This is a genomic window from Acetobacterium sp. KB-1 (genome assembly GCF_003260995.1).
GTDB classification, from domain to species: Bacteria; Bacillota; Clostridia; order Eubacteriales; family Eubacteriaceae; genus Acetobacterium; species Acetobacterium carbinolicum.
The window spans coordinates 1,827,202-1,851,911 of sequence record NZ_CP030040.1; the positions used below are offsets into that span (position 1 = coordinate 1,827,202).

A 24,710-nucleotide genomic window follows, 5' to 3' on the forward strand; every position below is an offset into this window, starting at 1 on the left:
TTTATTTTATTTTTGGAGGTATTTATGATTTTAGAGACAACTGATTTAAAAAAAATTTACGGTGCTGGCGAAAGTACCGTAAACGCTCTGGCCGGCGTCAATCTGGCCGTTGAAAAAGGCGAATTTATCGCCATTGTCGGAACTTCCGGCAGCGGCAAATCCACCCTTTTACATATGCTCGGCGGACTGGACCGCCCTACCAGTGGCAGCGTCACAGTCGACGGGCAGGCTATCTTTTCATTAAAGGATGAAGCGCTGACGATCTTTCGCCGTCGCAAGATCGGCTTTGTGTTCCAGAATTACAACTTAGTTCCGGTGCTTAACGTCTATGAAAACATCATCTTGCCAATTCAATTAGACGGTAACCGACCCGATGCGGCTTATGTTGAGCGCATCATCGATACCCTGGGCCTTAAATCCAAGCTCCAGAACCTGCCCAATAACCTCTCCGGCGGGCAGCAGCAGCGGGTTGCCATTGCCCGGGCACTCGCCGCAAAACCAGCCATTATTTTGGCTGACGAACCCACCGGCAATCTGGATTCCAAAACCAGTCTGGACGTTCTGGGGCTACTAAAGATTACCAATCAGAAATTTATCCAAACCGTTGTCATGATTACCCACAACGAGGAAATTGCCCAAATGGCTGATCGCATCGTCCGCATCGAAGACGGCTTGATCGTCGCGCGTTAAGAAGGTGTAACTAATGAATATCGCCAACAAAAAAACCATTCGGACACTGAGTATTAAAAGCATGAAAGCCGCGCGAATAAGAAACCTCATCGCTATTCTGGCCATTGCTTTAACCACCATTCTGTTTACTTCGCTGTTTACCGTATCCTTGTCGATTAACCATTCCGTCCAGGAGGCAAACTTCCGTCAGGGCGGCGGCTGGAATCATGGTACCTTCAAATACATGACCCAAGCGCAGTTTGATGAAATTAAAACCGATCCCCTGATCAAAGACTATGGGCTTCGTCGCTTTGTGGGAATACCAGAAACGGCACCTTTTCTTAAATCCCATGTGGAGGTTGGTTACAGTGATGCAAATCAGGCCCACTGGATGTATTGTGACCCAATCGCTGGCCATTTACCACTTGAGGGCACAGACGAAGCCGCCACCGACACCCGGGTGTTAGAACTTCTCGGCGTCGAACCGGTTTTGGGAAACTCCTTTACCCTGACCTTTGATGTGGATGGTATCGCGGTAACCGAGACCTTTACCCTGAGTGGCTGGTGGGAATATGATGAGGCCATCGCCGCCAACCATGTCCTCATTCCCCTCAGCCGGACCCAGGCGATCTACGATCAAGTCGGGCTTGGCAATAGGATTGGGGCCGATGGCATCACCGGTTCATGGAATATGGATGTCATGCTTGACCGTTCGCAAAATATTGAACAGCATCTCAACGAAATCCTAAAAAATAACGGTTATCAAAATGAAAACCGCTCGCAGGGGGATAATTTTATTTCAACCGGTGTGAACTGGGGTTACACCAGTTCGCAACTTGCCGACAGTCTGGACCCCATCACCGTCCTTGCCATCGTGGGTCTGCTGCTCATTATTATTTTAACCGGCTATCTGATTATTTATAATATCTTTTCGATCTCGGTGTCAAACGATATTCGCTTTTACGGCCTGCTTAAAACCATCGGTACCACCGGGCCACAGCTCCGGCGGATCATCCGCCAACAGGCCCTGCTACTGTCTGTGATTGGCATTCCTCTGGGCTTACTGGTTGGCTATGGAATCGGGATCAAACTGACTCCGGTGATCTTGTCCCAACTCAATGGGGTCGTCAAGGATTCGGTATCAGCCAGTCCCCTTATTTTTTTAGGCTCAGCACTTTTTGCCTTCATCACGGTGGTGATCTCCTGTCATCGGCCGGGGCGGTTGGCGGCCAGTGTGTCCCCTGTGGAGGCCGTTCGCTATACCGAAGGCACAACGACTAAAAAAACGATCCGTAAGGGCCAGTCCGGACCATCGCTACTCAAAATGGCATGGGCAAACCTCGGTCGCAGCCCCGGCAAGACCGCTATCACAATGACTTCTCTTGCACTCGCGGTGTTGCTGCTCAATCTGACCGTTACCTTTACTAACGGATTTGATATGGACAAGTACCTGGTGAATATGGTTTCTGATTTTATTGTGGCTGATGCCGGTTACTTTCAGGTTGGGAATTACTGGGATGGCGATCATGCACTACCCGAAGATGTTATTGTTAGTCTGGAGAACCAGCCTGGCATAGTAGCTGGGGGCCGGGTTTATGGCAAAACCAGTGCGGTGGAAGAATTTGTTACCGCAGACCATATTCGTGACAAAAACAGCCCATGGAATGACGCCAAAACACTGGATCATATGGTTACCTTTATGGAAAAAAATGAGGCCGGCTTACTGGCTGACCGCGCTCAGCTTTACGGCATGGAGCCTTACGCACTTGATAAACTGACCCTCCTGCAAGGCGATTTGTCAAAACTTCACGAACCAGGCGGACGTTATCTCGCCGCTGTTTATAACACCGACGACTATGGCAACACCAAAATGGATTCCCATTGGGCCAAGCTTGGCGATACGGTTACCCTACGCTATGTGGAGACGTACGAATATTATAACCCCAACACGGGTGCCATTTTAGACCCTGATCAGCCTCCCGATGATCAGCCTTATCGGTATCGGGCGAAAACCTATCAGGATATTGACTACGAGGTGGCGGCACTGATCACTTTACCAAAATCACTCAATTATCGCTATTATAGTGCTGATGAATTTATCCTAAACGATCAGACCTTTATTTCGGACAGTGGCACCGACAAGGTCATGTACTACGCTTGTGATGTTAGCGATGGGGACACTACTGCGATGGAGGCTTACCTGAGTGATCTGACCAATGTACAGTTAACCCAGTTCGACTATGAGAGTAAAGCGTCTTACGCGGCAGAGTTTAACACACTCCAAAAAATGTTTCTAATCTTGGGAGGCGTGCTGAGCTTGATCATCGGATTAATCGGAGTGCTCAACTTTCTCAATGCCATTTTAACTGGCATTCTGACTCGCCGTCATGAGCTGGCCATGCTCCAATCAATCGGTATGACGGGTCATCAGCTTAAAGCGATGTTAATTTGGGAGGGCTTGTTTTATTCCTTAGGTGCGGTAGTCGTATCACTGTTACTCAGTATTGCTGCCGGCCCCTTGCTGGCTAATGTGCTGTCTAATCTATTCTGGTTTTTTACCTATCGTTTTACCGTTTTACCGATCCTCCTGGTGGCCCCAATCTTTACCGTACTCGGCATTGCCGTACCGTTGATTGTATACCATGTGGTTTCCCGACGCTCCATTGTTGAGCGTTTAAGAGAAACGGAGTAACAAAAAGCCCCTGCTGTTTGCAGGGGCTTTTTAATTTCTATCGGTTAGCGTGATAATAGGCGTAGGTCATCGGTTCCTCTTTACTGAATCCGTCCCCATCAACAATCTTGCCAATAAACATGTAATGGGTTCCCAGATCGATGGTCTGCTCTACTTCACATTCAATAAAGCACAATGTTTCTAGTAAGCCGGGGCATCCGGTTTTGCCGGTAATATAGCTGAGCGTCTTAAACTTGTCCACGTCTCGACCACTCTGGTAACCAAAGTGTTTAATCAGATCAAAATTGTCTTTCCCCAAAATTGAAGCGCCAAATACGCCCGATTCTTTGACATATTCTGCCGTCAAGGTTCCTTTTCCCAAGCACACACTGGCTTTTAAGGGAGTGCTGGTGACCTGGATAAAGGTATTGGAAACCATGCCATTGAGTTTCTCATCTTTAACAGAAGAAACAATATATAAACCATAACTGACATTAAATAATAAGGTTTGGAGGGCATCTCTTTTTTTGTCGGTTAAACCATCCTCGACTTCTTCTACCAGCACAAATTTTTCCGGGCCCACGCCGCAAACCGGGCAGACATCGGGAGGGGTTTCACCCACATGGATATAATTACAAACAGTACAGCGCCATTTTTTTTCTTTAGCAGACTCAACGGCTTCTGACTCTTCGATTAAGACAAACTTATCCGGTCCTACTCCGCAAATCGGACATTTATCCGGTGGAGTATCACCTTCGTGTACATAGTTGCATACTGTGCATCGCCATTTTTTCATTTAGTTCACCACTTTCTTAGAATTACTTTCTGCTTTACAATGATTATAATTTATAAGCAAATTGACGTACCGGGATAATCGATGTACTGGTTTTCATTATAACCTTTTTTTGATGAGATTTATATAATAATCGCATATTTTTGTGAAAAAACGACGCATATCAGGTTATAATAATTTATCATCGCAATTTATTATCGCCAAGCAAAGATAGGATGGAACATGAAAAAATATCAGGAAGAACTTAAAAATAATATTGCCGTGGCTAATGGTTTTGAAAAAGCCGATCTGGTTTTGAAAAATGCCCGAATTCTCAACGTATTTTCCGAGGAAATCTGTTTGCAGGATCTGGCCATTAATCATGATACCATTGTGGGGATCGGTTCTTATGAAGGCGTAAAAGAAGTGGATCTGGGCGGAAAATATCTTGTCCCCGGATTCATTGATGCCCATATGCACATTGAATCCAGCATGGTCACGCCCTTTGAGCTGGCCCGGGCGATAGTTCCTAGCGGGACCACGACGATTATTGCCGACCCCCATGAGCTTGTCAATGTCGCCGGTAAAACTGGTCTTGATTATCTTTTAGACGTCACCAAAGCGATACCCTTAAACGTTTTTTTAATGCTTCCCTCTTCGGTGCCCGCCACACCCTTTGAAACAAACGGTGCCGGACCTTTTGGGGCTGCTGATATGCAACCCTACCTGGATCATCCCCAAATTCTGGGGCTGGGAGAAGTGATGTGTTTCCCCGATGTCCTGGCCGGTAATTCTGAGATTCTTGATAAACTGACCCTGTGTCGACACTTAATTTCAGATGGCCACGCCCCCGGTCTTACAGGAAAACTGCTCCAGGCCTACGCCTGCGCCGGCATCCACAGTGAACACGAATCCACTACCTTTGCCGAGGCCCTGGAAAAACTGCGGGCCGGTTTTTATATTCTGGTCCGGGAAGGTTCCGCAGCCAAAAACCTGCATGCCATCATTAGCGGCTTATTAAAAACGGAGTTACCGATCGATCGGTTCCTCTTCTGTACCGATGACAAACATTTAGAAGACATCCATCGGGACGGACATATCCGTTTTAATATCAAACGGGCCATTGATCTGGGGCTGTGCCCGATCAAGGCGATCAAAATGGCCACTTTTAACACCGCCCAGGCTTATGGGCTAAAAAAACTGGGGGCTATTGCTCCCGGTTACCGGGCCGATCTGGTCATCTTATCCGATCTGGGCACCATGAATGTGGAGCAGGTCTATTGGAATGGCCGCCTGGTGGATGACTGCCTCTGGGAACATAGACCCCAGTATGAGATTGATCCCCGGCTCCTTGATTCGGTTCATATCCCGACCCTCACCCCGGAAAAACTGCAGCTCCCCATTGGCGAAAAAGATCATGTCATTGAAATTGTCAAAGATCAGATTGAAACCCGGCATCTGATTGAATCGCTGCCGGGGAAAGACGGCTTTTTTACCCCCAACGCAACCTATAATAAGCTTTGCGTCATTGAACGACATGGTCATACCGGCAATGTTGGCGTCGCCCCCATCAAGGGCTTTGGGATAAAGAACGGGGCCATTGCCACCACCGTCGCCCATGACTCCCACAATATTATTGTGGTGGGCGATAATGATCAGGATATCCTGCTGGCAGTCAATCACCTCACCGAAATTGGTGGCGGTTATGTGGTCGCAGCTGGTCACAGCATCATCGGTGCAGTCCCCCTGATTCTGGCTGGCCTGATCAGTCTTGAAACTGGCGAGGTGGTTCAGGAAAAGGTGGCATCACTGATTTCACACGCCCATAAATTAGGGGTTCCCTCCGGGGTTGACCCCTTTATCACCCTTTCCTTTATGGCCCTGCCGGTGATCCCCGCCCTGCGCCTGACCGATCTGGGGCTTTTTGATGTCGATGCGTATCAATTGATATTCGAGTGATTTAGTTTCTCAGTTGAACTATTCACGACCATTTCTAATCCACATCTTAGCTTCATTTACGTCAACCCTAGATCAGCCCAATCGGGATAATCAGATTCTCACTGTCAAAGGCACCGAGTTTTTCGGCCATGCAAAGTACCGCACCAGTTCCGCGCTGAAAGGGCGACTTATTAATGACCGAAAAATTCTGTGTCAGTTTTTTTAATGGCGTGGCAGTTTTTTTAATTTCGATCGGATAGAGTTTGCCATCACCTTCCATAATCAGATCGATTTCTTTGGCATCTTTGTCGCGATAATAATATAAAAATGATTCCCGCCCCTCATTTTGAAAACTCTTCTGAATTTCGCTAACGGCATAGTTTTCCAGGAGAGCGCCATTACTCGCACCATTCATAGCCGTTTCGGCACTGCTCCATTTTGTCAGATAACAGACTAAACCGGTATCATAAAAATACAGTTTTGGCGTTTTAACCGTTCGTTTTAAAACATTATTTGAATAAGGGTGCAGATAAAAAATAATCCCCAGGGTTTCTAAGATCCGTAGCCAGTTTTTTGCCGTTATCTGGTCAATGTCACAATCATCAGAAATCCCCTTGTAATTCACCATTTGAGAGGTGCGGGCTGCCACTGCGGTAATAAATCTCAGAAATTTAAGCGAATCGATGGAACCTGATAAATCTCTTACGTCCCTTTCCAGATAGGTATTGATGTAGCTGGAATAAAAAATATTGCGATCCTCATATCGCTTACTGACCAGGGCCGGCATCCCGCCGCGAAATATCCGGTTAAAAATTTGCGGCGTACTGACTGAGCCGATACGCTTCTGCCGTTCATACAAAACCTCAAAATCCAGGGTAAACGCCCCTTCTGGCTGATGATAAATTTCCTGTTGCGAAAGAGTTGAAAGATGAAGCAGCGCCACCCGCCCTGCCAAGGATTCTTGGAGCCCACTCATCAGCTTAAAAAGCTGGGAGCCCGTCATCCAAAAATCACCGGCCTTATGATTTTGATCAATACTCATTTTTATATAGGTGAAAAGCTCTGGCGCATACTGAACCTCATCAATGAAAACAGGCGGTTTGTGAAGTTGAAAGAACATCGCCGGATCTGACTTGGCCAATGATCTTTCATTAAGATCATCCAATGAGACATAATGTCTGCTTCGACCTTCAATCTTCATGAGTTCTTGCAGCATGGTTGTTTTTCCAACCTGACGGGGACCGGTAATCAAAATGGCCGGATATTGCTGATTTAATGAGAGAAACACATGCTCCATATTTCTTTTAATATACATTGCTACATTACTCCTTTCGGCTAAAATATATCACACTCCTATTTTAGCCGAAACGCTGGCAATAATCAAGCATGCATGCAAACTCTTATTATGTATTGATACGGTCTTTAAAAACGGCTGAACCAAAATGATGGTTCAGCCGTTTATTTCATTCAAATACTATTTTGGCAATGCTGGCGCCTTCCCGGGCATCTTTGCCATAATAATCGGCACCGATGGTCTTGGCATATTCGGGGTTTAAAACTGCCCCGCCCACCATAATCGTGGTGGCCGGGCAGCTGGCCTTGATTTCTTTGATGATTTTTTCCATATTTTTAACGGTAGTTGTCATCAGGGCACTAAGACCCACCAGTTTAATGTCTTCAGCTTGAATGGCCTGGATAATGGTTTCGGCCTTGACATCCTTGCCGATATCGAGAATCGCGTAGCCGTAGTTCTCTAAGATAACCTTGAGAATATTTTTCCCAATATCGTGGACATCCCCCTCAACGGTGGCTAACACAATCTTTCCTTTGACCACCTGAGCCTGACCGTCCCTGGCCATGGTTTCTTTGATGACTTCAAAGGCCTTTTGAGCCGTCTCCGCCGCAAAAATCAGATGAGGCAGGAAGCATTCACCGGTTTCGAAAGCATCCCCCACCGCATCAAGGGCGGGAACGATTTCGTTGTTGACAATATCCAGCGGTTCTCGGGTTTTTAGCAGAATGGCGGTGGCTTCTGCCGCCTGATCGGTAAGTCCCTGTTCAATGATCTCTTTTAAGCCCAGGGCGGCTCGCTCCGTTTCAGATTTGGCTTCGCCAAAGCTGCTATCTTTATAGGCGTTGGCATAAGCGATGCATTGACCATCCAACCCCCAGAGCGCCCGAAATGCTTTAATGGTGTCCATCATTTCTTTATTACTGGGGTTCATTATCGGGGTGGTCAGTCCCGCTTCCAGCGCCATGGATAAAAAAGTCCGATTTAAAAGTTCGCGGTTAGGCAGCCCGAAAGAAATATTAGAAACCCCCAGCACTGTTGGCACTCCCAGCTCAGCCCGCAGTTTTTCCAAGGTTTTGATGGTTTCCCGGACTTCCTTCTGTTGCGCCGAAGCGGTTAACACCAGGGCATCAATAAGAATATTTTTTTTACTGATGCCGTAAGATTCGGCCGTTTTGATGATCTTCTTGGCAATGGCAAAACGATCGGCTGCCAGACTGGGAATACCGGTTTCATCCATGGTCAGTCCCAGAACAAGGGCACCATATTTCTTAGCAATTGGGAAAATCTTATCCATCGATGATTTTTTGCCATTCACCGAATTAATAATCGCTTTGCCGGGATAGCTTCGCAGTACCGCTTCAATGACTTCCGGATTGGAGGAATCAATCTGCAGCGGACAATCCACGAGTCGGCTGATCGTATCGACTGCCTCCTGCATCATTGTTAACTCATCAATATCCGGTAAACCTAAATTAATATCCAAAATACCCGCCCCGTCTTTTTTTTGATCAACGGCCAATTGGGTTACGACTGCGAGTTCACCCTGACGCAGGGACGCCTTAAGCACCGGGCTCGTGGTGGGATTAATGCATTCGCCAATAATATCGATATCCTCGCCTAAGATAATGGTCTTCGTGCTTGAGGATACGGCGGTAAAACTTTTTTGTGTTACCGCATAAAGGGGAAGATCTTTCGTGGCCTGCTTCATTTTTTTGATATAGTCTGGCGTTGTGCCACAGCAGCCCCCCAGAATTACGGCGCCCATCTCCGCAATTTGGGTCATATAATCGGTAAACTGATCGATGGTGATGTCATAGACGGTTTTGCCGTTTTTCATGTGCGGCAACCCGGCGTTGGGTTCCACCATAATCGGTACCGAGGCATAATAAACCAGATCTTTAATAATCGGCAGCATCGCATCTGGTCCAGTCGAACAATTAATGCCGATGACGTCGGCGCCAAGTCCTTCCAGGATGGCAACTACTGTTAAGGCATCGCTACCGGTTAAGGTTCGGCTATTTTCCTCATAGGTCATCGATACAATTACCGGCAGATCCGACACTTCTTTAGCAGCTATCAGGGCCGCCCGGGCCTCGCAGATATCGGTCATGGTCTCAATAACAATCAGGTCCGCACCGGCCTTATCACCGGCCGCAACCACCTCTTTGAAATAGTCTACAGCCTGGTCAAAAGACATTTCACCCAAAGCCCCGATCAGGGTTCCCAGAGGACCCACATCCAGGGCGGTAAAATCCGGATTCAGGGATTTGGCATTTTTTACCCCAACCGTAACCAGTTGCTCCACCGAGTAGCCGCTCCCCTTAAGTTTATAACCGTTAACCCCAAAGGTATTAGAAAGAATAATATTGGCACCAGCATCAATGTATAATTGGTGAATTTCTTTAATTAGTTCAGGATGGGTCAGGTTCAGGGCTTCCGGCACCGGACCGATTACATCTAACTGGTTCTGAAGCAAACTTCCCATGGCGCCATCGAGATAAAGCCGTTTCTTTTTGAGTATTTCTTTTATATTCAACGATCTGTCCTCCTTTTTAAGAATCTTACTAACTTACTTACCCATTAAACCCCAATATCCTCTCGATTTTAAAACAAAGAAAACCTCGTCGGTGACGAGGTTAATGTTCTGCATTAAAATCCCATCATGGCAAAATAAACTGCCGGTATTGGCACCGTGCTTTCGCTGGTTGCCGGGTTTCATAGGGCCTGTCCCTCCACCTCTCTGGATAGGTAAACTATTGAGTTACTTTTTTTAGAATAATACCCTTAATTCTTTTCTTTGTCAAGCACTAAATTCAGCACAACTCAATCTCTCCCCAGGCACCCAGTTGATCTTCAATGACAATAAGAACGCCTGCAATTTCGGGAATACCTTTGACCCAGGCGATTCCATGTGCAACATCAGCTGGTTTTTTAATGCGGTTGCACAGCGCCGTCGCCACAGCATCAGCCAGGGGAATGTCGGAACTGATGACGGTAACCGCATCAGCCTTCCCAAAGCTCAAGGAATGACCCATGATCCCGGATGAAGTGCAAATCCCCAGCGGGTTTTCGCGGGGTTTTATTTTTATACCCAAATCCGCAAAGTGAAGATTTCCGGTATGAAGAGCAATTCGCCGTTCTTTTTTTGTCTGAATAAACAGATCTCCGCCGTTCTCCACCACAATCTCGGCTGAATAGGATTTTAGCATCCTGCCGATATATTTTGAGACAGCACCGGCCACGGCTGCCATCGGTCCTACTCCGGCTCTTTTCCCGGCTGTTAACATATCCGAAACAATCGGGCTTGCACAGGGATTTAATGTCAGCGGTGTCAGTGACGGTATAAAATCCGGTTCGTCATTATTGTAGCTAGCAATGTTTTGGCGCAGCCTGTGAAGCTCAGTTTTTACGGCTGCGGTTAGTTGAGGGGTCACACTGCCATGATCTACCCCAATAAAAAGGTCGGATTCAAATTCGAGGACCTGGAAATAATCCAGATCCTCGGCTTTCATCACATTTCGATAGGTTCGCGGTTCAAACATCCTCAGATCAGGGCGTGTATGGCCCGCATTGGACAGGCTTTTACGCATAGCAGACATTCCAGACACTTGTCATCGTGATGGACTAGCGACCAGTCCTCGGTCATTTCAAGTGCTCCGACCGCACAGACCGCGGTGCAAGCGCCACAGGCAACACATTTGTCCGGATCAACCTCGACCACTGACTCGATGTCTCTGACACCAATCTGGTGTTCTCTTAAATAGATAATCCCAGCTTCTATATCCGCCTCTTCGCCTTTTATTTCGAGTAGCAAGGTTCCTTTGATATTATCGTCAATAAAGGCTTTCAGGATATTAAAATCGAGATTATAGGTTTTAATCAGCTCCATCGCCATCGGCTGACCGGCAGACTTTTGTGGGAAAGACAACAGTATTTTTTTTGTCATCATCGGGATTCTCCTTCCTTGATCAAAAGCCCCTTAATGGTATTTTCCATGGGAAAGCTCAAAATCGGTTCCTGAAGAAAAAACTCACCTTTTTTAATCCAGTTGCCCAGTTCTGCGGCGATTTCTCTGGCCATTTTCAGACTGGAAAGCGGTGAAGTCTTGATGATCTTACCATTAATATCCACTGATCCGCTCCTCAGCTCAGCATAGCTTACTTTTTTTAGATTCGGTTTCGCTTTTTTGGGGACACTATAGTCAATCACATTGGTATAAAGGTCTTTATTTTCCACCGCAACATAGGACATCATTTCCTCATTGAGAATCGGAATCGGGATGCCTACGCCGACAAACATCGAGGTGCCATAGCCTTCATAAACCGCACCCCGAATATATTTGGGATTCATTTCTTTCATGTTGCCGATTAAGGCCAGGGTCGCACCGGGAGTTTGGGGATAGCCCTTTTCGTCTCGCGGACAAGCAGTGTTAAATTGAGTCCCCATCCAGGATACATGGCCCTGAGCGCCGCCAAAAAAGATCCGGGTTCCCATACCGATGGTCTTAAGCAGGGGATCATTGAGGAGGGGACTTAATTCCCCCGCAGTGCTATAGGTGATGTTTCCCATATTCGGTTGTAAAATACCCATATAGGTATAAATCCTCCGGCTGGAGCCATTAATCGCGGCATTATAATTCTGATAAACATTTCTGGGATTAAACAGATAGGCTTCATTCAAATCTTCCAGTTTCACCCAGGTATCCAGTTCTTTTCTGGGATAACAATCTGTTCCTTGAGACTTTGCCACCAGGTGAACTTCTTTTCCGGCGATTAGGTCATGAATCACATGAGCACCACCATATTCAATGCCTTTATCCCGGGACGGTTGGGTTGCCCCCAGATAGGTATCCACTGCGGCCAAACCGCCGTATGCTTCAACCCCATTAATTTCTATCTCACCCATCCGAATAGGCGGATCCGAGTGACCAAAATTAAGAAAAGCCCCAGATGAGCACATCGGACCGAAGGTGGCAGTTGTGACCACATCCACATAATCGGCCGCTTCTTTGATGCCCCGTTCTTTGACAATTTCAATGACTTCTTCTGCCGTGACAACCACAGCCTCGCCACTGGCGATTTTTTTATTTATTTCCTGATAGCTCTTTGCCATTTTCCCCTCCAACAATTCTTCTAAACTTGTTATATCATCGTGTTCAGATAAGCGTTCATAAAGCCGTCCAAATCGCCGTCCATAACGCTACCGACATTGCCTACTTCGACATTGGTGCGATGATCTTTGACCATATTGTAAGGATGGAACACATAAGAACGAATTTGACTGCCCCAGGCAATCTGACTGTAGTCACCCTTGATGTCATCGATGTGATCCATCTTTTCCTGTTCCATGACTTCTACCAGCTTACCTTTTAGCATGTTCATGGCGACCTCTTTATTCTGATGCTGAGACCGTTCATTTTGACACTGAACCACAATTCCGGTTTTCAAATGCGTTATCCGAATGGCGGAATCCGTGGTGTTAACGTGCTGCCCGCCGGCGCCACTGGAGCGGAAGGTGTCAATCCGGATATCTTCCGGCAATATTTCAATTTCCACCGATTCATCCACCTCAGGCATCACATCCAGCGATGCAAAGGAAGTATGGCGGCGGCCGGATGAATCAAAGGGTGAGATTCGTACCAGTCGATGCACGCCCCGTTCGGTTTTTAGATAGCCATAGGCGTTAATTCCTTCAATCAGTAGGGTAACGCTTTTAATCCCAGCGACATCACCAGGTTGAAGATCCAGGGTTTTAACCTTGAATTTTTTCTTCTCTGCCCATCTTGTATACATTCGCAAGAGCATTTCGGCCCAATCTTGAGACTCGGTTCCACCAGCCCCGGGATGTAGCGAAATGATTGCATTGTTACTGTCAAATTCACCAGAAAGCAGGGTCTCAGTCCGAAAATTGTCGAGATTCTCGTCAAGTTCCCGGATTGATGCACTAAACCCTTCCAGCAACTCCCCATCTTCTGCCAGCTCCAGCATGACCATAATATCATCCAGCGTTTCAGCCAGCTCATTATAATGATCGACCTTTAATTTAATCAGCTTCTGCTCTTTTAAAACAATTTGCGCACTTTTTTGATCATTCCAGAATTCGGGATTCTCAGTTTTCTTCTCTAATGCTTCCAATTCTTTAACAAGCCGTGGCAAGTCAAAGTGAATTCCCCATTTCCTTAAGTTTTATCGCCATTGCATTGATGATTTGTTTTTCTTCATACAAATCCATCATCACGATCACACCCCTTCGTTTTTATTGTTAGCTTATTATGAAAATTATTTAAGATCGTCAAAAAAGATAACCCAGTACCGACAATTGTTACATCATGTTGTACGCATCGGAGCGGACACGGCAAAGCCTGCGTGGAGGCAACGAGCCAAGTACAAGCTTGCTTGTAGTTGGCGACTGCCCGCGACTAATAAGAAATATTATTTCTTATTAGTGTCCGATTCCGCGGCGAACAACAGATTAACAATTGGTCGGTACGGTAGTTTATCGTCAACCTCAATTATTTTTATGCGCCACAGCATTTCTTGTATTTTTTTCCACTGCCACAGGGACAGGGATCATTTCGGCCAACCTTATTTCCCGCACTGGCCGGTCCTGTTGGTTTTCCCTCGATTTCATTTTCATTGGTTTTCAGTTGACTAAAATCCACCGCTTTGGTCGGGGACTCCTCTGGTGTCGCTACCTGGATATTTAGATTAAACAGGTATTTTACCGTATCTTCCTGAATTCGCATGATCATGTCATCAAACATGTCAAAACCCTCTTTGGTGTATTCCTTAACGGGGTCGTTCTGTCCATAGGCGCGCAGTCCGATTCCCTGTTTTAGCTGTTCCATATTGTCGATATGTTCCATCCAGGCACCATCGACGCTTCTTAACAGAATCATCCGTTCAATGTTCTGAAGCTGTTCTTCGCCCAGTTGTTCTCTTTTATCAGATAAAACCTGATGACAACTTGCCAGGATGGATTCCACCAAAACTTCCTGACTGTCGGGTTTTTCCGGAAGATTGACCAGTTCTTTTGGCAATACATTGGCTTCTAGATGTTTATGAAGCCCTTCCAGATCCCACTCATCATAATATTGGCCATCGCCAGTATACATGCCGACATAAGCGTTAATCAACGTTTCTGTCATACTCCAGATTTCATTTTCCATGTCTTTTCCGTCAATTACCTGTTGTCGCTGTTCATAAATCAGCTCACGCTGGCGGTTCATAACATTATCATATTGAAGCACGTGCTTACGAATATCAAAGTTACGACCTTCCACCCGTTTCTGGGAGTTTTCAATCCCTCTGGTAAGCATTTTATTTTCAATCGGGGTTTCTTCATCAAGACCAATCGATTCAACCAGGCCCTGGATTTTTTCCGAGCCAAAGACCCGCATCAGATCATCTTCCAGTGAGACAAAAAATTGCGATGAACCGGGATCGCCCTGACGACCTGCCCGACCACGGAGCTGATTATCGATCCGGCGACTCTCATGACGCTCGGTCCCGAGAATATGAAGGCCACCCAATTCGATGACACCTTCGCCCAGAACAATATCAGTCCCACGACCAGCCATGTTGGTGGAAATGGTCACCGCATCTTTTTGACCGGCGTTAGCGACAATTTCAGCTTCTTTTTCTAAGAATTTGGCATTTAAGACATTATGCTTAACCCCGGAACGTTTGAGATAGGTGCTGAGCAGCTCTGACTTTTCAATCGAAATCGTCCCGATCAGAATCGGCTGACCAGTGGCATGGCGGCGTTTTACCTCTTCGGTCACGGCCAGATACTTCCCTTGCTCACTTTTATAAATTAAGTCATTAAGATCTTCTCGAATCAGCGGCTTATTGGTCGGAATGGTTAAAACATTAAGATTGTAGATAGTCTGGAACTCATCTTCTTCCGTTTTGGCAGTCCCGGTCATCCCCGAAAGCTTATTAAACATTCTAAAATAGTTCTGAAAGGTAACGGTTGCCAGGGTTTTGGATTCCCGGTTAACCTTGACATTTTCCTTGGCTTCAATCGCCTGGTGCAAACCATTCGAATAGCGGCGTCCCGGCATTAACCGTCCGGTGAACTCATCGACAATGATGATTTCGCCATCCTTCACCACATAATCCCGATCTTTAAACATCAGGGTATTGGCATGAAGAGCCTGGTTGATATGGTGGGAAATTTCCATATTTTCCATATCCGCCAGATTCGTCAGGTTAAAGTATTTTTCTGCTTTGATGACACCTTCATCTGAGAGCATCACTGATTTAGCTTTTTCATCCTTGATATAGTCATCAGCCTTCAGGTTTTTGGCAAAGCTATTAGCTAACGCATAAAGCTTGGTGCTTTTATCCCCACTACCAGAAATAATCAGTGGTGTTCTGGCTTCATCCACCAACACGCTATCCACTTCATCGATAATCGCATAATTAAGTTCCCGTTGGACCTGCTGAGCCTTGACTGAGGCCATATTATCTCTTAAGTAATCAAATCCAAATTCGTTGTTGGTTCCATAGGTTATATCACAAGCGTAGGCGTGCTGCTTTTCCGCAAATGATAAGCCATGAACAACCAGACCCACTTCAAGTCCTAGAAACTCATGAATTTGACCCATCCACTCACTGTCACGCTTAGCCAGATAATCGTTGACGGTGACAATATAAACACCTCGACCACCCAGAGCGTTCAGGTAAGCGGGCAGCGTTGACACCAGGGTTTTACCTTCCCCAGTTTTCATCTCAGCGATATTGCCTTCGTGAAGGGCCATCCCCCCCAGCAGTTGAACTGGAAAATGTTTCATACCCAATACTCGGGCACCGGTTTCACGAACGGTGGCAAAAGCATCCACCAATAAATCATCAAGCGTCTCACCCTGAGCCAGTCGTTCTTTAAGTATTGATGTTTGACCTTTTAACTGCTCGTCACTCATCGCCGCGAAACGGCTGTCCAGCTCCAGAATCTGATCCACCTTTTTTTGCATGCGCTTTAGTTCTTTTTTATTGCTATCAAATATTTGATCTAAAATTCCCAATCCATTCACTCCTTTGTCACTTTACTTACTATAATTATACACTAAATTTTATTATAGCATACTCTCTTTAATGAAACTTTATATAATTTAAAAGGAACTGTATTTTTTATACAGTTCCTTTTGTTTTATTTATGATCATCGCTTATTTTTTCTTTCGCCAGAAGGCCACATCTTTGCCGTCAAGCTTTAGTTCAACCAGTTCATAGCCCGCTCGTTTTCGTTCATCGACGGTTTGCTGAAAATCTTTTCGTTCATCATCATCCATGTCGGCCAGCATTTTTTCCTTGTCTTCATCGGTGCTTTCATAGACCCGTCCGACCACCGGCTCGGTAACTTCTTCAATCTCCTTCAAGGGAATACCGACCTCATCTCTGGGTGTTCCGTTGATCAATATTTCGGCTTCCTTGCTGGTTTCTTTCATCAGTTGTTTGCGTCGTGCGACTTTTCGTTTTTCATCTTCCAGATTCAGTCGCTGCCAGACGTTTAGCATTTCATCTTCAGAAAATTCCAGATCTTCCTCGTCTTTTCCTCTTACGCCACTATCATAGGTACTGTTTTCACTGCGCAAAACAAAGGGTTGGTCAAGATCGGTCAGTTTAAAACTCTCAACAATTCTCAAGTCCGATTCCGGTACCGGATGCGGTTCACCATCGGGATCACTCAGCGATTTTGCTACCTTATTGAGCTCAATTTCGCGCATTTGCAGAATCAGTCGTTCTTTTTCAACGGCCAGTTTTTCTTCGTAATATTTTTTTGTGAAGAATCCCGCATCATCACTATTAAGAATTTCTTCCATATCAGCGGCTTCAAGTTCTTTATCACCCTTGACATAGGTTCCAACTTCCTGGATATTGCTGATAATCTTGGTGCTGCCGTCATCCACCGGTTCCATAACCCGGGTTTCCTGGACATCACTATTACTGATAACAATTTCTTCGGTTTCGGTTCCAATTCCTGAATCCACCCCATCCAAATCGGCTGGAATCAGTCTGGTTTGCTCATCGCCGTTTATTTCTGCCGTTTGGCCGGAATTAAAACCTTCTGTTGGTATAACCGTGGTGGCATGTTCATCCCGATCCCCACGAATACCGCCGGTTGCGGCCATATCCCGGTAGTAATAATCGTCCTCATCTTGCACATCTTCCGGTTCATCATAACCTTCCTGAAAATGGTCTTGAGTGGATACCCGATCGATTCCGTTGTCTTCGTCATCGCCAAAAATGCCCTCATCTTCACCATGATCATTTCGTTCATCGTGCATGATTGAGGCTTTTTTGTTCATCACATACTGAATAAATCCAATTAATCCGATGACCGTTACAATTGTACCAACCGTAATTCCGGCTACTGAGCCATAAAGACTCATCACCAGTGGCACATAGGGTATTGGAAAAGGCAGGTTGATACCCAAAAACCATAACAGGGTATTGGGCTGAATCAATGAGTATATGGGACTCAGTCCCTGGGTGATCTGTTCCCCAAAAGCAGCCGGTAGAATATCAATAACGCCTTGCGAAACAGGCATGTGTCCGCCATTAATAAAAATCACCACAAAATTGGCGGTAATCCCCACTGCCATTAAAATTACCCAGAAGTCATCCAGATTAAATACCAGCATAACCAGGATTAGAATATAACTGGCAAAATTGACAATCTCAAGATAGGGTTCAACCAGTGCGATACCTCCGGTGTAGATGTAAAGATGCAAGGCAATTTGCAACACCAACCCTAAAATTCCAACTGGCAACAAGGAAATTTTTCTGACTTTGAAACCATGGAGGCTTCCCCGTCGAATTTTTCCAATTAAAAAACCTAACATAATCGCAATTAGTATTAACATATTAGTTTTAACCCCACTATTTATTTATAATCATTTCTTAGGTATTCTTATCTATATAAATGCTTAGATAATAATGCATATAGATCTATTTTAAAACAAAAGAAAAGTTCTGTCAAAACTTTATGCCTAAATAATGTATAAATTTGAAAATAAATTGAATTTATAAAATAACATCATCAAAAACACCCCTTAAAACAATTTTTCAAGGGGTGCTTATCACTATTTTCTCTTTTTCTTAAGTAATTTTTAGAAAGTTGGCTCGATCAAACCATAATTCCCATCTTTTCTCATATAGACAACATTGACATCATCGGTATCGCCATTAAGGAATACAAAGAAATCATGTCCCAGTAACTCCATCTGCAAGGTCGCTTCATCGACATTCATCGGTTTAACAGCAAATTTTTTGGTGCGGACAACTTTGGGTTGAAACACACCTTCGTCATCATTGTCCTCGATTCCTTCCAGATTAAATTTAGCGGTTTCATCCTGGTTCCGTTTTTGCAACTTTGTTTTATGTTTTCTGAGTTGACCCTCAAGTTTACTAACAACATCTTCAATGGATGTCACCATATCCTCAGATCTTTCTTCAGCTCTTAAAATTGTTTTTCCCACCGGAATGGTTACTTCCAGCATCTGGTAGTTCTTTTCTTTGCTGAATGTAGCATACACTTCTGTTTCCTGACCAAAGTAGCGATCAAATTTCCCCAGCTTCTTTTTTAATGTTTCTTTTAAACCTTCTGATACATGCATATTTTTCCCGTAAATTGTGAATCTCATAACGACAACTCCTTTCAAAAGGTCAACCTTACTCGTTTACACTTAATATAAAGTGTTTTTAAGTATATTTCTATTATACCCAATCGAATCCCCTTTAGTCAAAATCATTTGTGTCAATTTCTTGTCACAAAATATCATCTAAACAGAATGTAAAAAGGCTGTCTCAGTTGACCTGGTTTTTCCCCCCACACTCGCCAGCTGGAAGTTTAGCTCAGTGTTCGCATCACAACTCCTTCTCTCGGTCTACCCGGCTGGACTTACTTCTAAGACGCACTATGATCAACAACTCTCTATTGAGTTATCTTACGTGGATCGCTTGGCCTGCATCTGGCATCGACTTTCAACCACAAACCTGAGACAACGTCTATTATAAGATTGCGTTCCCAAAAATGTCAAGCGAAATTCGATACCATCGATATCAAGTGAATTTCGTCACCTTCTGCTGCAAGACTATTCCATTCATTACCTTTTATGTTATAATAGATGAAATAAACTTTCGGAGGTTTTTATGTTTTTGGGTATTGCCGCAATCTTAGCAACAATTATTTTTATCATCAATATAACGCTGACATTCACTATTATTTTTTTGGAACGAAAAAACCCTCAAAGCACTTATGCCTGGTTATTATTTCTATGGATGGTACCCATTTGGGGCTTTTTATTTTATATTCTCTTCTCGCAGAACTTAACCAAACGTAAAATTTTTAAGTATAACACCCCTGAGAATATTCAGTACCATCATTTGTTAAGACTGCAGCAACGGTCACTTTCCCGGATTATTGCGATCGATCCCGATAGTCCCATTGAAAAATACCGTCATTCCATTGAATTTCATTTAAATGTCAGTGAATCTATTTACACCAGTAATAACACGGTGGAAATTTTTACCGATGGAAATCAGAAATTTGATGCTCTTTTTCATGCCATGGAAGCCGCACAATCATCGATTCATCTGGAATATTATATTATTAAAAACGATACCCTGAGCGCTAAATTATTTGATATTCTGACGAGAAAAGCGCTTGAAGGCGTCGAAGTCCGGCTGCTTTTTGATGCCATGGGCGGTCGTTATTTACCCCGCACGGTGCTTGATGGCTTTGAGGCCGCCGGGGGGAAAATCGGTATTTTTTTTCCATCCCGCTTTAAGATGCTAAATCTCCGGGTTAACTATCGCAACCACCGCAAAATTGTGATCATCGACGGTGTCACCGGCTTTGTCGGTGGGTTTAACATCGGCAACGAATATCTGGGCCTGGAGAAAAAAATGGGCTATTGGCGGGATACTCATTTGAAGCTTGTCGGTTCAGCCGCCTACGAGCTGCAGCATCGCTTTCTGCTCGATTGGCGCGCCAGTTCCAGTGAAGAGTTCCTCGCTGATGATCAAAAACTTAACCAATATTTCCCCACCATCCCCCAAAAATCCGGAGGTGGCATCCAAATTGTTTCGAGTGGTCCGGATAACCTCAACCAGCAAATCAAACAGGGATTCCTACGGATGATTAATAACGCTGAGGATTATATTCTGATTCAATCGCCCTATTTTGTACCGGATGAAAGTATTCTGGAGGCTTTAAAAATTGCCTTGTTGTCCGGTATTGATGTCCGGATTATGATACCTAATAAGCCGGATCATATTTTTATTTACTGGGTCACCCTGGCCTATGTCGGCGAACTGATTGAATATGGGGCCAAGATTTTTATTTATGAAAATGGCTTTCTTCACGCCAAAACCATTGTGGTCGATGATGCGCTCTGTTCAGTGGGCTCCTGTAACTTTGATATCCGCAGCTTTCGGCTTAATTTTGAAACCAACGCCTTTATTTATGACCGTAAGGTTGCGATAAAACTTAAAAATATCTTTGTTGAAGATATTAAAAAATGCACCTATTATAACAAAGAACTCTACCGGAACCGCAGCCGACGAGTCAAGGTTAAAGAATCGATTTCGCGACTGTTTTCGCCTTTACTGTAGAGTCAACTACTATTTTCCGTTTTTCATCCCACCAGCCGTTTTTTAAAACAGCTGGTTTTTTTTGCCAAAAACGATTGACAAAAATATACTATGCATTGTATAGTATTATGTGAAAGGGGGTATCTACTTGGATATTCAATTAAAACGGGGGTTACTGGAAATTTGTGTACTGACGGTACTCAATCGGGGCGATTCTTATGGCTATCAAATCATCAAAGATGTGAATCCCTATATCGAAATCTCCGAATCCACCCTTTATCCCATCCTGAAACGACTTGAAACAAACCAGTGCCTGCTGGTTCACGCTGTTGAACATAATGGCCGACTTCGAAAATACTACAAAATAACCGCAACCGGTCGTCATCGAATTATTGAATTTATTGACAACTGGAAAGAGGTCATGAGTGTATATAATTTTATTAATGAAGAAATGAGGAACCATAGCGATGAACAAATCTGAATTTTTATTAAGTTTGACCGATAAGCTTGACCCATTACCCCAACATGAGATCGAAAAAACCCGGGGTTTTTATGCCGAAATGATTGATGACCGGATTGAAGATGGCATGAGTGAAACGGAGGCCGTCGCCGCCATTGGTGATATTGATACCATTATCCAGGATACTCTGCTGGAACAACCCTTACCGGCTCTGATGAAGGCCAAGATCCAGCCAAAATCCAGCTTAAAGATTTGGGAAATTGTCCTGATTGTCCTGGGCTTCCCGGTTTGGTTTCCCTTGCTGGCTGCTTTCTTTGTTGTCATTCTTTCTGTTTATCTCTCGGTTTGGGCGGTTATTATATCCCTTTATGCAACAGTTGCTGCCTTTGTGCTCGGTGGCCTGGCCGGGATTTTTAGCATCTTTTTTGCCCCGTCTTTTGTTTATGGACTGTTTGTCCTTGGTTTATCCCTTGCCTGCCTGGGCATCGGCGTTCTATCCTTTTTCGGTGTCACAAAACTATCCCACTGGTTGATCTTGCTTACCCGAAAATTTCTACGCTTTGTTAAATCATTATTTATTAAAAAGGAGGTCCTGTAAATGGAACCAATCAAAAAAATAATCATGCTGACTGCCGGTGGTTTAATTATCCTCGGATTTATTATTGCCATGGCCGCTTTTGCCCTGGGCGGATTTAACTGGAGGACCTTAAACGCCAGTCTTCCAGACGAGAAAAAAAGCTACACCTATGATCTGGCCGGTGTTTCAAATCTAAGTCTTAGTGAATTGGACACTGACGTAAAGATTGTGGGAATCGATGGCGATCAGATAAAAATTGAATGCTATGAGAACGAAAAGGATTCCTATACCATAAAGCTGTTGGAAAACGGTAATCTGAGCATCGATCGTTCCCTGTTTAAACATTGGTACGAACAGATCGGTTTTTTAAATTTCAACCTGCAAAATAAAAAAAGAGAGCTGACCGTGGCCATTCCCAAAAAGTTCAGCGGTGAACTTGAAGTTTCCACCGTCAGTGGCAATCTGATCGTGTCCGACCTTGATCATTTAAAGGATGTTAATACCAGCACTTCTGCCGGACAGATCGATCTGAAAAACCTTAGTATCGCCCAACAACTTGCAGCTTCCACCATCAGTGGTAATCTTGATCTCAGTCAGGTCAGTGCCGGCGGCAACCTGGAACTGGGAACCGCCAGCGGAACGATCCAGGTAAGTCAGGGAAAAACGGACGGATCTCTGTCTGCTTCCTCCCTAAGTGGTGCCATGAAATTTGACGAAACCACCATTGCCGGACCGACCACCATTGAAAACAGTAGTGGCAATATCCAGTTTAATAAGCTATCCGGTCATGATTTTTACTTCTCCAACTTAAGCGGCAATATTCGCGGCAGTCTTCTTGGCGATCCTGCCACCTATACCATCACCGCCGACAGCCTCAGCGGCAAGCAGAATCTCCCCAACTTTGGAAACGGGAAAAATAGTCTGGAGGTCTCAACCGCCAGCGGCAATATAGATATTGAGTTCCTGCCAGTTAATTAAACTATTTCCATTTCGCAACCACAAGTGACCCGGGCAAAGAAATTATTTTGCCCGGGTCTTTTTTACCTTTTTGTCGTTTTGCCGGGTGCACCCTAAAAAAGACGACCCGAGTTCCGAAGAACCCGAATCGTCTTTATGCTCTGTTTCTCAACCATCCTGCTCAATCATTTAAGTCGAATTCATCAAGTTGATCGTGACCGCTTTTTTTGACAATGTGACTGATTTCTTCTTGGGTCAATGACCGGCACAAAATATCGACCTCGCGGTTTATTAAGCTCTTTAAGAAAAAAGAGTTTTCGGAGCTTTCACAGGCACCGCCAATACTAGAATCTGAAATCCCGTTTGCCGGAGCTCAGCTCAGTTAGATGATCCGTTGCAATGCCACGGACCTTGTCACTGGGAATCGAAGCCAGTTCCCGGGCAATGGTTTTTTCACCATTATATTTGGTCGCCGGGGCGGCATAGTCTTCTAAATATTCTTTGAGGGTTATAATCGCGTTAGGCTGACAGCAATTGGCAATCTGACCGGATTTAACCAGTTGCATAAAGCGGTCGCCGGTGCGGCCTTCCCGATAACAGGCGGTGCAGAAGCTGGGAATATGTCCCATTTCTAACAGCCAGTTGACAATATCATCGAGTTTTCTGGTATCATTAAGCTCAAATTGGGCTGAGTTTTGATCTTCCGGTTCCGGCGTATCGTAACCGCCGACACTGGTGCTGGAACCACCGCTGATCTGCGAAATCCCCAGCTTTAACACCCGTTCCCGGGAAGCCTGGGACTCCCTAGTCGAAATGATCATACCAGTGTAGGGGACGGCAATGCGCAGCACCGTAACAATTTTTTCAAAGATGTCATCGGAAATCGCATTGGAAAAATCATCAGTGTCAATATCATCCGCCGGGCAGATCCGGGGGACCGAGATGGTGTGGGGACCAACCCCCATCGCGGCTTCTAAATGCTCGGCATGCATAAGCATTCCGACAAAATCATAGCGGTATTTATTCAGACCAAAAAGGACCCCAATCCCGACATCATCAATGCCGCCTTCCATGGCACGATCCATCGCTTCTGTGTGCCAGGCGTAATCACTCTTGGGGCCGGTGGGATGGAGCATTTCATAATTCTCCTTATGATAGGTTTCCTGGAACAAAATATAAGTTCCGATTCCAGCTTCCTTCAACTGGCGGTAGTCCTCCACCGTGGTCGCCGCAATGTTTACATTAACCCGGCGGATGTCGCCATTTTTATGTTTGATGCTGTAAATCGTCTTGATGCTTTCTAAAATGTATTCCAGGGGATTATTCTTTGGATCTTCACCAGCTTCCAGTGCCAGCCGTTTATGACCCATATCCTGAAGAGCAATGACCTCTTTGGCAATTTCTTCCTGGGTCAATTTCTTGCGGCTGATGTTTTTATTTTTAAAATGATAAGGACAGTAGACACAGCCATTGACACAATAGTTCGAGAGGTAAAGCGGGGCAAACATAACAATACGATTACCATAAAACTTTTTTTTGATATCCATCGCCAATTTTACCAAACGATCATTTTGTTCTTTTAGCTCGCAGGCCAGTAAAACTGCCGCCTCGCGATGGTTGAGTCCCTGATAAGTCCCTGCACGCTCAATGATTTCATTGAGCAGGGCGACATTTGTTTTGTTTTCTTCTGCATAGGCCAGCGTTTCTAAAATCTCCTGGTCATCAATAAATTCAACCGCTTTTTTCGACATGACATTATACATTGTTACGCTC

General features: G+C 44.9%; 18 protein-coding genes and 1 riboswitch. Of the genes, 7 read left to right on the forward strand and 11 right to left on the reverse strand.

The genetic code is table 11. The features are described 5' to 3' along the window. The first annotated feature begins 24 nt into the window (after window positions 1-24). Entirely contained in the window at window positions 25-690 is a 666-nt protein-coding gene (locus DOZ58_RS08400; protein ID WP_111887898.1) for an ABC transporter ATP-binding protein, read from the forward strand. A 13-nt stretch (window positions 691-703) separates the two neighbouring features. After that, window positions 704-3,361: an ABC transporter permease gene (locus DOZ58_RS08405; RefSeq protein ID WP_111887899.1), complete on the forward strand. Its 2,658-nt coding sequence runs from the start codon at window positions 704-706 to the stop codon at window positions 3,359-3,361. A gap of 37 nt (window positions 3,362-3,398) precedes the next feature. Here the strand turns inward: DOZ58_RS08405 and DOZ58_RS08410 are convergent, their stop codons facing one another. Continuing rightward, window positions 3,399-4,136, reverse strand: a complete 738-nt coding sequence (locus DOZ58_RS08410; protein WP_111887900.1) for a flavin reductase — start codon at window positions 4,134-4,136, stop codon at window positions 3,399-3,401. A gap of 219 nt (window positions 4,137-4,355) precedes the next feature. On the opposite strand from DOZ58_RS08410, the gene ade reads away from it, so the two are divergent. Continuing rightward, on the forward strand, window positions 4,356-6,071 hold the full coding sequence (gene ade, locus DOZ58_RS08415) for an adenine deaminase (protein ID WP_111887901.1): 1,716 nt from the start codon (window positions 4,356-4,358) through the stop codon (window positions 6,069-6,071). Window positions 6,072-6,138: 67 nt separating this feature from the next. On the opposite strand, the gene DOZ58_RS08420 is transcribed toward ade, so the two are convergent. The 9 genes from DOZ58_RS08420 to hpf form a co-directional block, all read right to left on the reverse strand. Continuing rightward, window positions 6,139-7,365, reverse strand: coding sequence for an ATP-binding protein (locus DOZ58_RS08420; protein ID WP_242988645.1), 1,227 nt, complete (start codon window positions 7,363-7,365; stop codon window positions 6,139-6,141). Between the two features lie 148 nt (window positions 7,366-7,513). Continuing rightward, window positions 7,514-9,880 (reverse strand): homocysteine S-methyltransferase family protein, encoded by a 2,367-nt coding sequence (locus DOZ58_RS08425; protein ID WP_111887902.1) that lies wholly within the window; start codon window positions 9,878-9,880, stop codon window positions 7,514-7,516. Between the two features lie 118 nt (window positions 9,881-9,998). Continuing rightward, window positions 9,999-10,095: riboswitch (SAM riboswitch) on the reverse strand. Window positions 10,096-10,157: 62 nt separating this feature from the next. After that, complete coding sequence (locus DOZ58_RS08430; protein ID WP_111887903.1) at window positions 10,158-10,886, reverse strand: UPF0280 family protein; 729 nt, start codon at window positions 10,884-10,886, stop codon at window positions 10,158-10,160. Between the two features lie 2 nt (window positions 10,887-10,888). Further along, window positions 10,889-11,293, reverse strand: a complete 405-nt coding sequence (locus DOZ58_RS08435; protein ID WP_111887904.1) for an NIL domain-containing protein — start codon at window positions 11,291-11,293, stop codon at window positions 10,889-10,891. Then, on the reverse strand, window positions 11,290-12,456 hold the full coding sequence (locus DOZ58_RS08440; protein ID WP_111887905.1) for a homocysteine biosynthesis protein: 1,167 nt from the start codon (window positions 12,454-12,456) through the stop codon (window positions 11,290-11,292). The genes DOZ58_RS08435 and DOZ58_RS08440 overlap by 4 nt, the downstream gene beginning before the upstream one ends. 29 nt (window positions 12,457-12,485) lie before the next feature. Continuing rightward, window positions 12,486-13,578, reverse strand: a protein-coding gene (gene prfB / locus DOZ58_RS08445) for a peptide chain release factor 2 (RefSeq protein WP_242988646.1) whose coding sequence is annotated in 2 segments (ribosomal slippage) — window positions 12,486-13,502 and window positions 13,504-13,578 — 1,092 coding nt in all. Because the reading frame shifts where the segments join, the coding sequence is not laid out codon by codon here. A gap of 283 nt (window positions 13,579-13,861) precedes the next feature. Then, on the reverse strand, window positions 13,862-16,372 hold the full coding sequence (secA, locus tag DOZ58_RS08450; RefSeq protein WP_111887907.1) for a preprotein translocase subunit SecA: 2,511 nt from the start codon (window positions 16,370-16,372) through the stop codon (window positions 13,862-13,864). Between the two features lie 142 nt (window positions 16,373-16,514). After that, complete coding sequence (locus DOZ58_RS08455; protein WP_111887908.1) at window positions 16,515-18,212, reverse strand: DUF5317 domain-containing protein; 1,698 nt, start codon at window positions 18,210-18,212, stop codon at window positions 16,515-16,517. Window positions 18,213-18,458: 246 nt separating this feature from the next. Further along, a complete protein-coding gene (gene hpf / locus DOZ58_RS08460) occupies window positions 18,459-18,992 on the reverse strand; it encodes a ribosome hibernation-promoting factor, HPF/YfiA family (RefSeq protein ID WP_111887909.1) in 534 nt (177 codons plus the stop codon). Between the two features lie 508 nt (window positions 18,993-19,500). Between hpf and cls the strand changes: the two genes are divergently transcribed. From cls to DOZ58_RS08480, 4 genes are all read left to right on the forward strand, one after another. After that, the gene (gene cls, locus DOZ58_RS08465) at window positions 19,501-20,964 is read left to right on the forward strand and encodes a cardiolipin synthase (RefSeq protein ID WP_111887910.1); all 1,464 of its coding nucleotides are present in this window, start codon (window positions 19,501-19,503) and stop codon (window positions 20,962-20,964) included. Between the two features lie 127 nt (window positions 20,965-21,091). Further along, window positions 21,092-21,424 (forward strand): PadR family transcriptional regulator, encoded by a 333-nt coding sequence (locus DOZ58_RS08470; RefSeq protein WP_111887911.1) that lies wholly within the window; start codon window positions 21,092-21,094, stop codon window positions 21,422-21,424. Next, on the forward strand, window positions 21,411-22,001 hold the full coding sequence (locus tag DOZ58_RS08475) for a DUF1700 domain-containing protein (protein WP_111887912.1): 591 nt from the start codon (window positions 21,411-21,413) through the stop codon (window positions 21,999-22,001). Before DOZ58_RS08470 ends, DOZ58_RS08475 begins: the two co-directional genes overlap by 14 nt. Further along, complete coding sequence (locus DOZ58_RS08480) at window positions 22,002-22,958, forward strand: DUF4097 family beta strand repeat-containing protein (protein WP_111887913.1); 957 nt, start codon at window positions 22,002-22,004, stop codon at window positions 22,956-22,958. Between the two features lie 323 nt (window positions 22,959-23,281). Here the strand turns inward: DOZ58_RS08480 and hydG are convergent, their stop codons facing one another. Then, a complete protein-coding gene (gene hydG / locus DOZ58_RS08485; RefSeq protein ID WP_111887914.1) occupies window positions 23,282-24,700 on the reverse strand; it encodes a [FeFe] hydrogenase H-cluster radical SAM maturase HydG in 1,419 nt (472 codons plus the stop codon). Window positions 24,701-24,710: the final 10 nt, after the last annotated feature.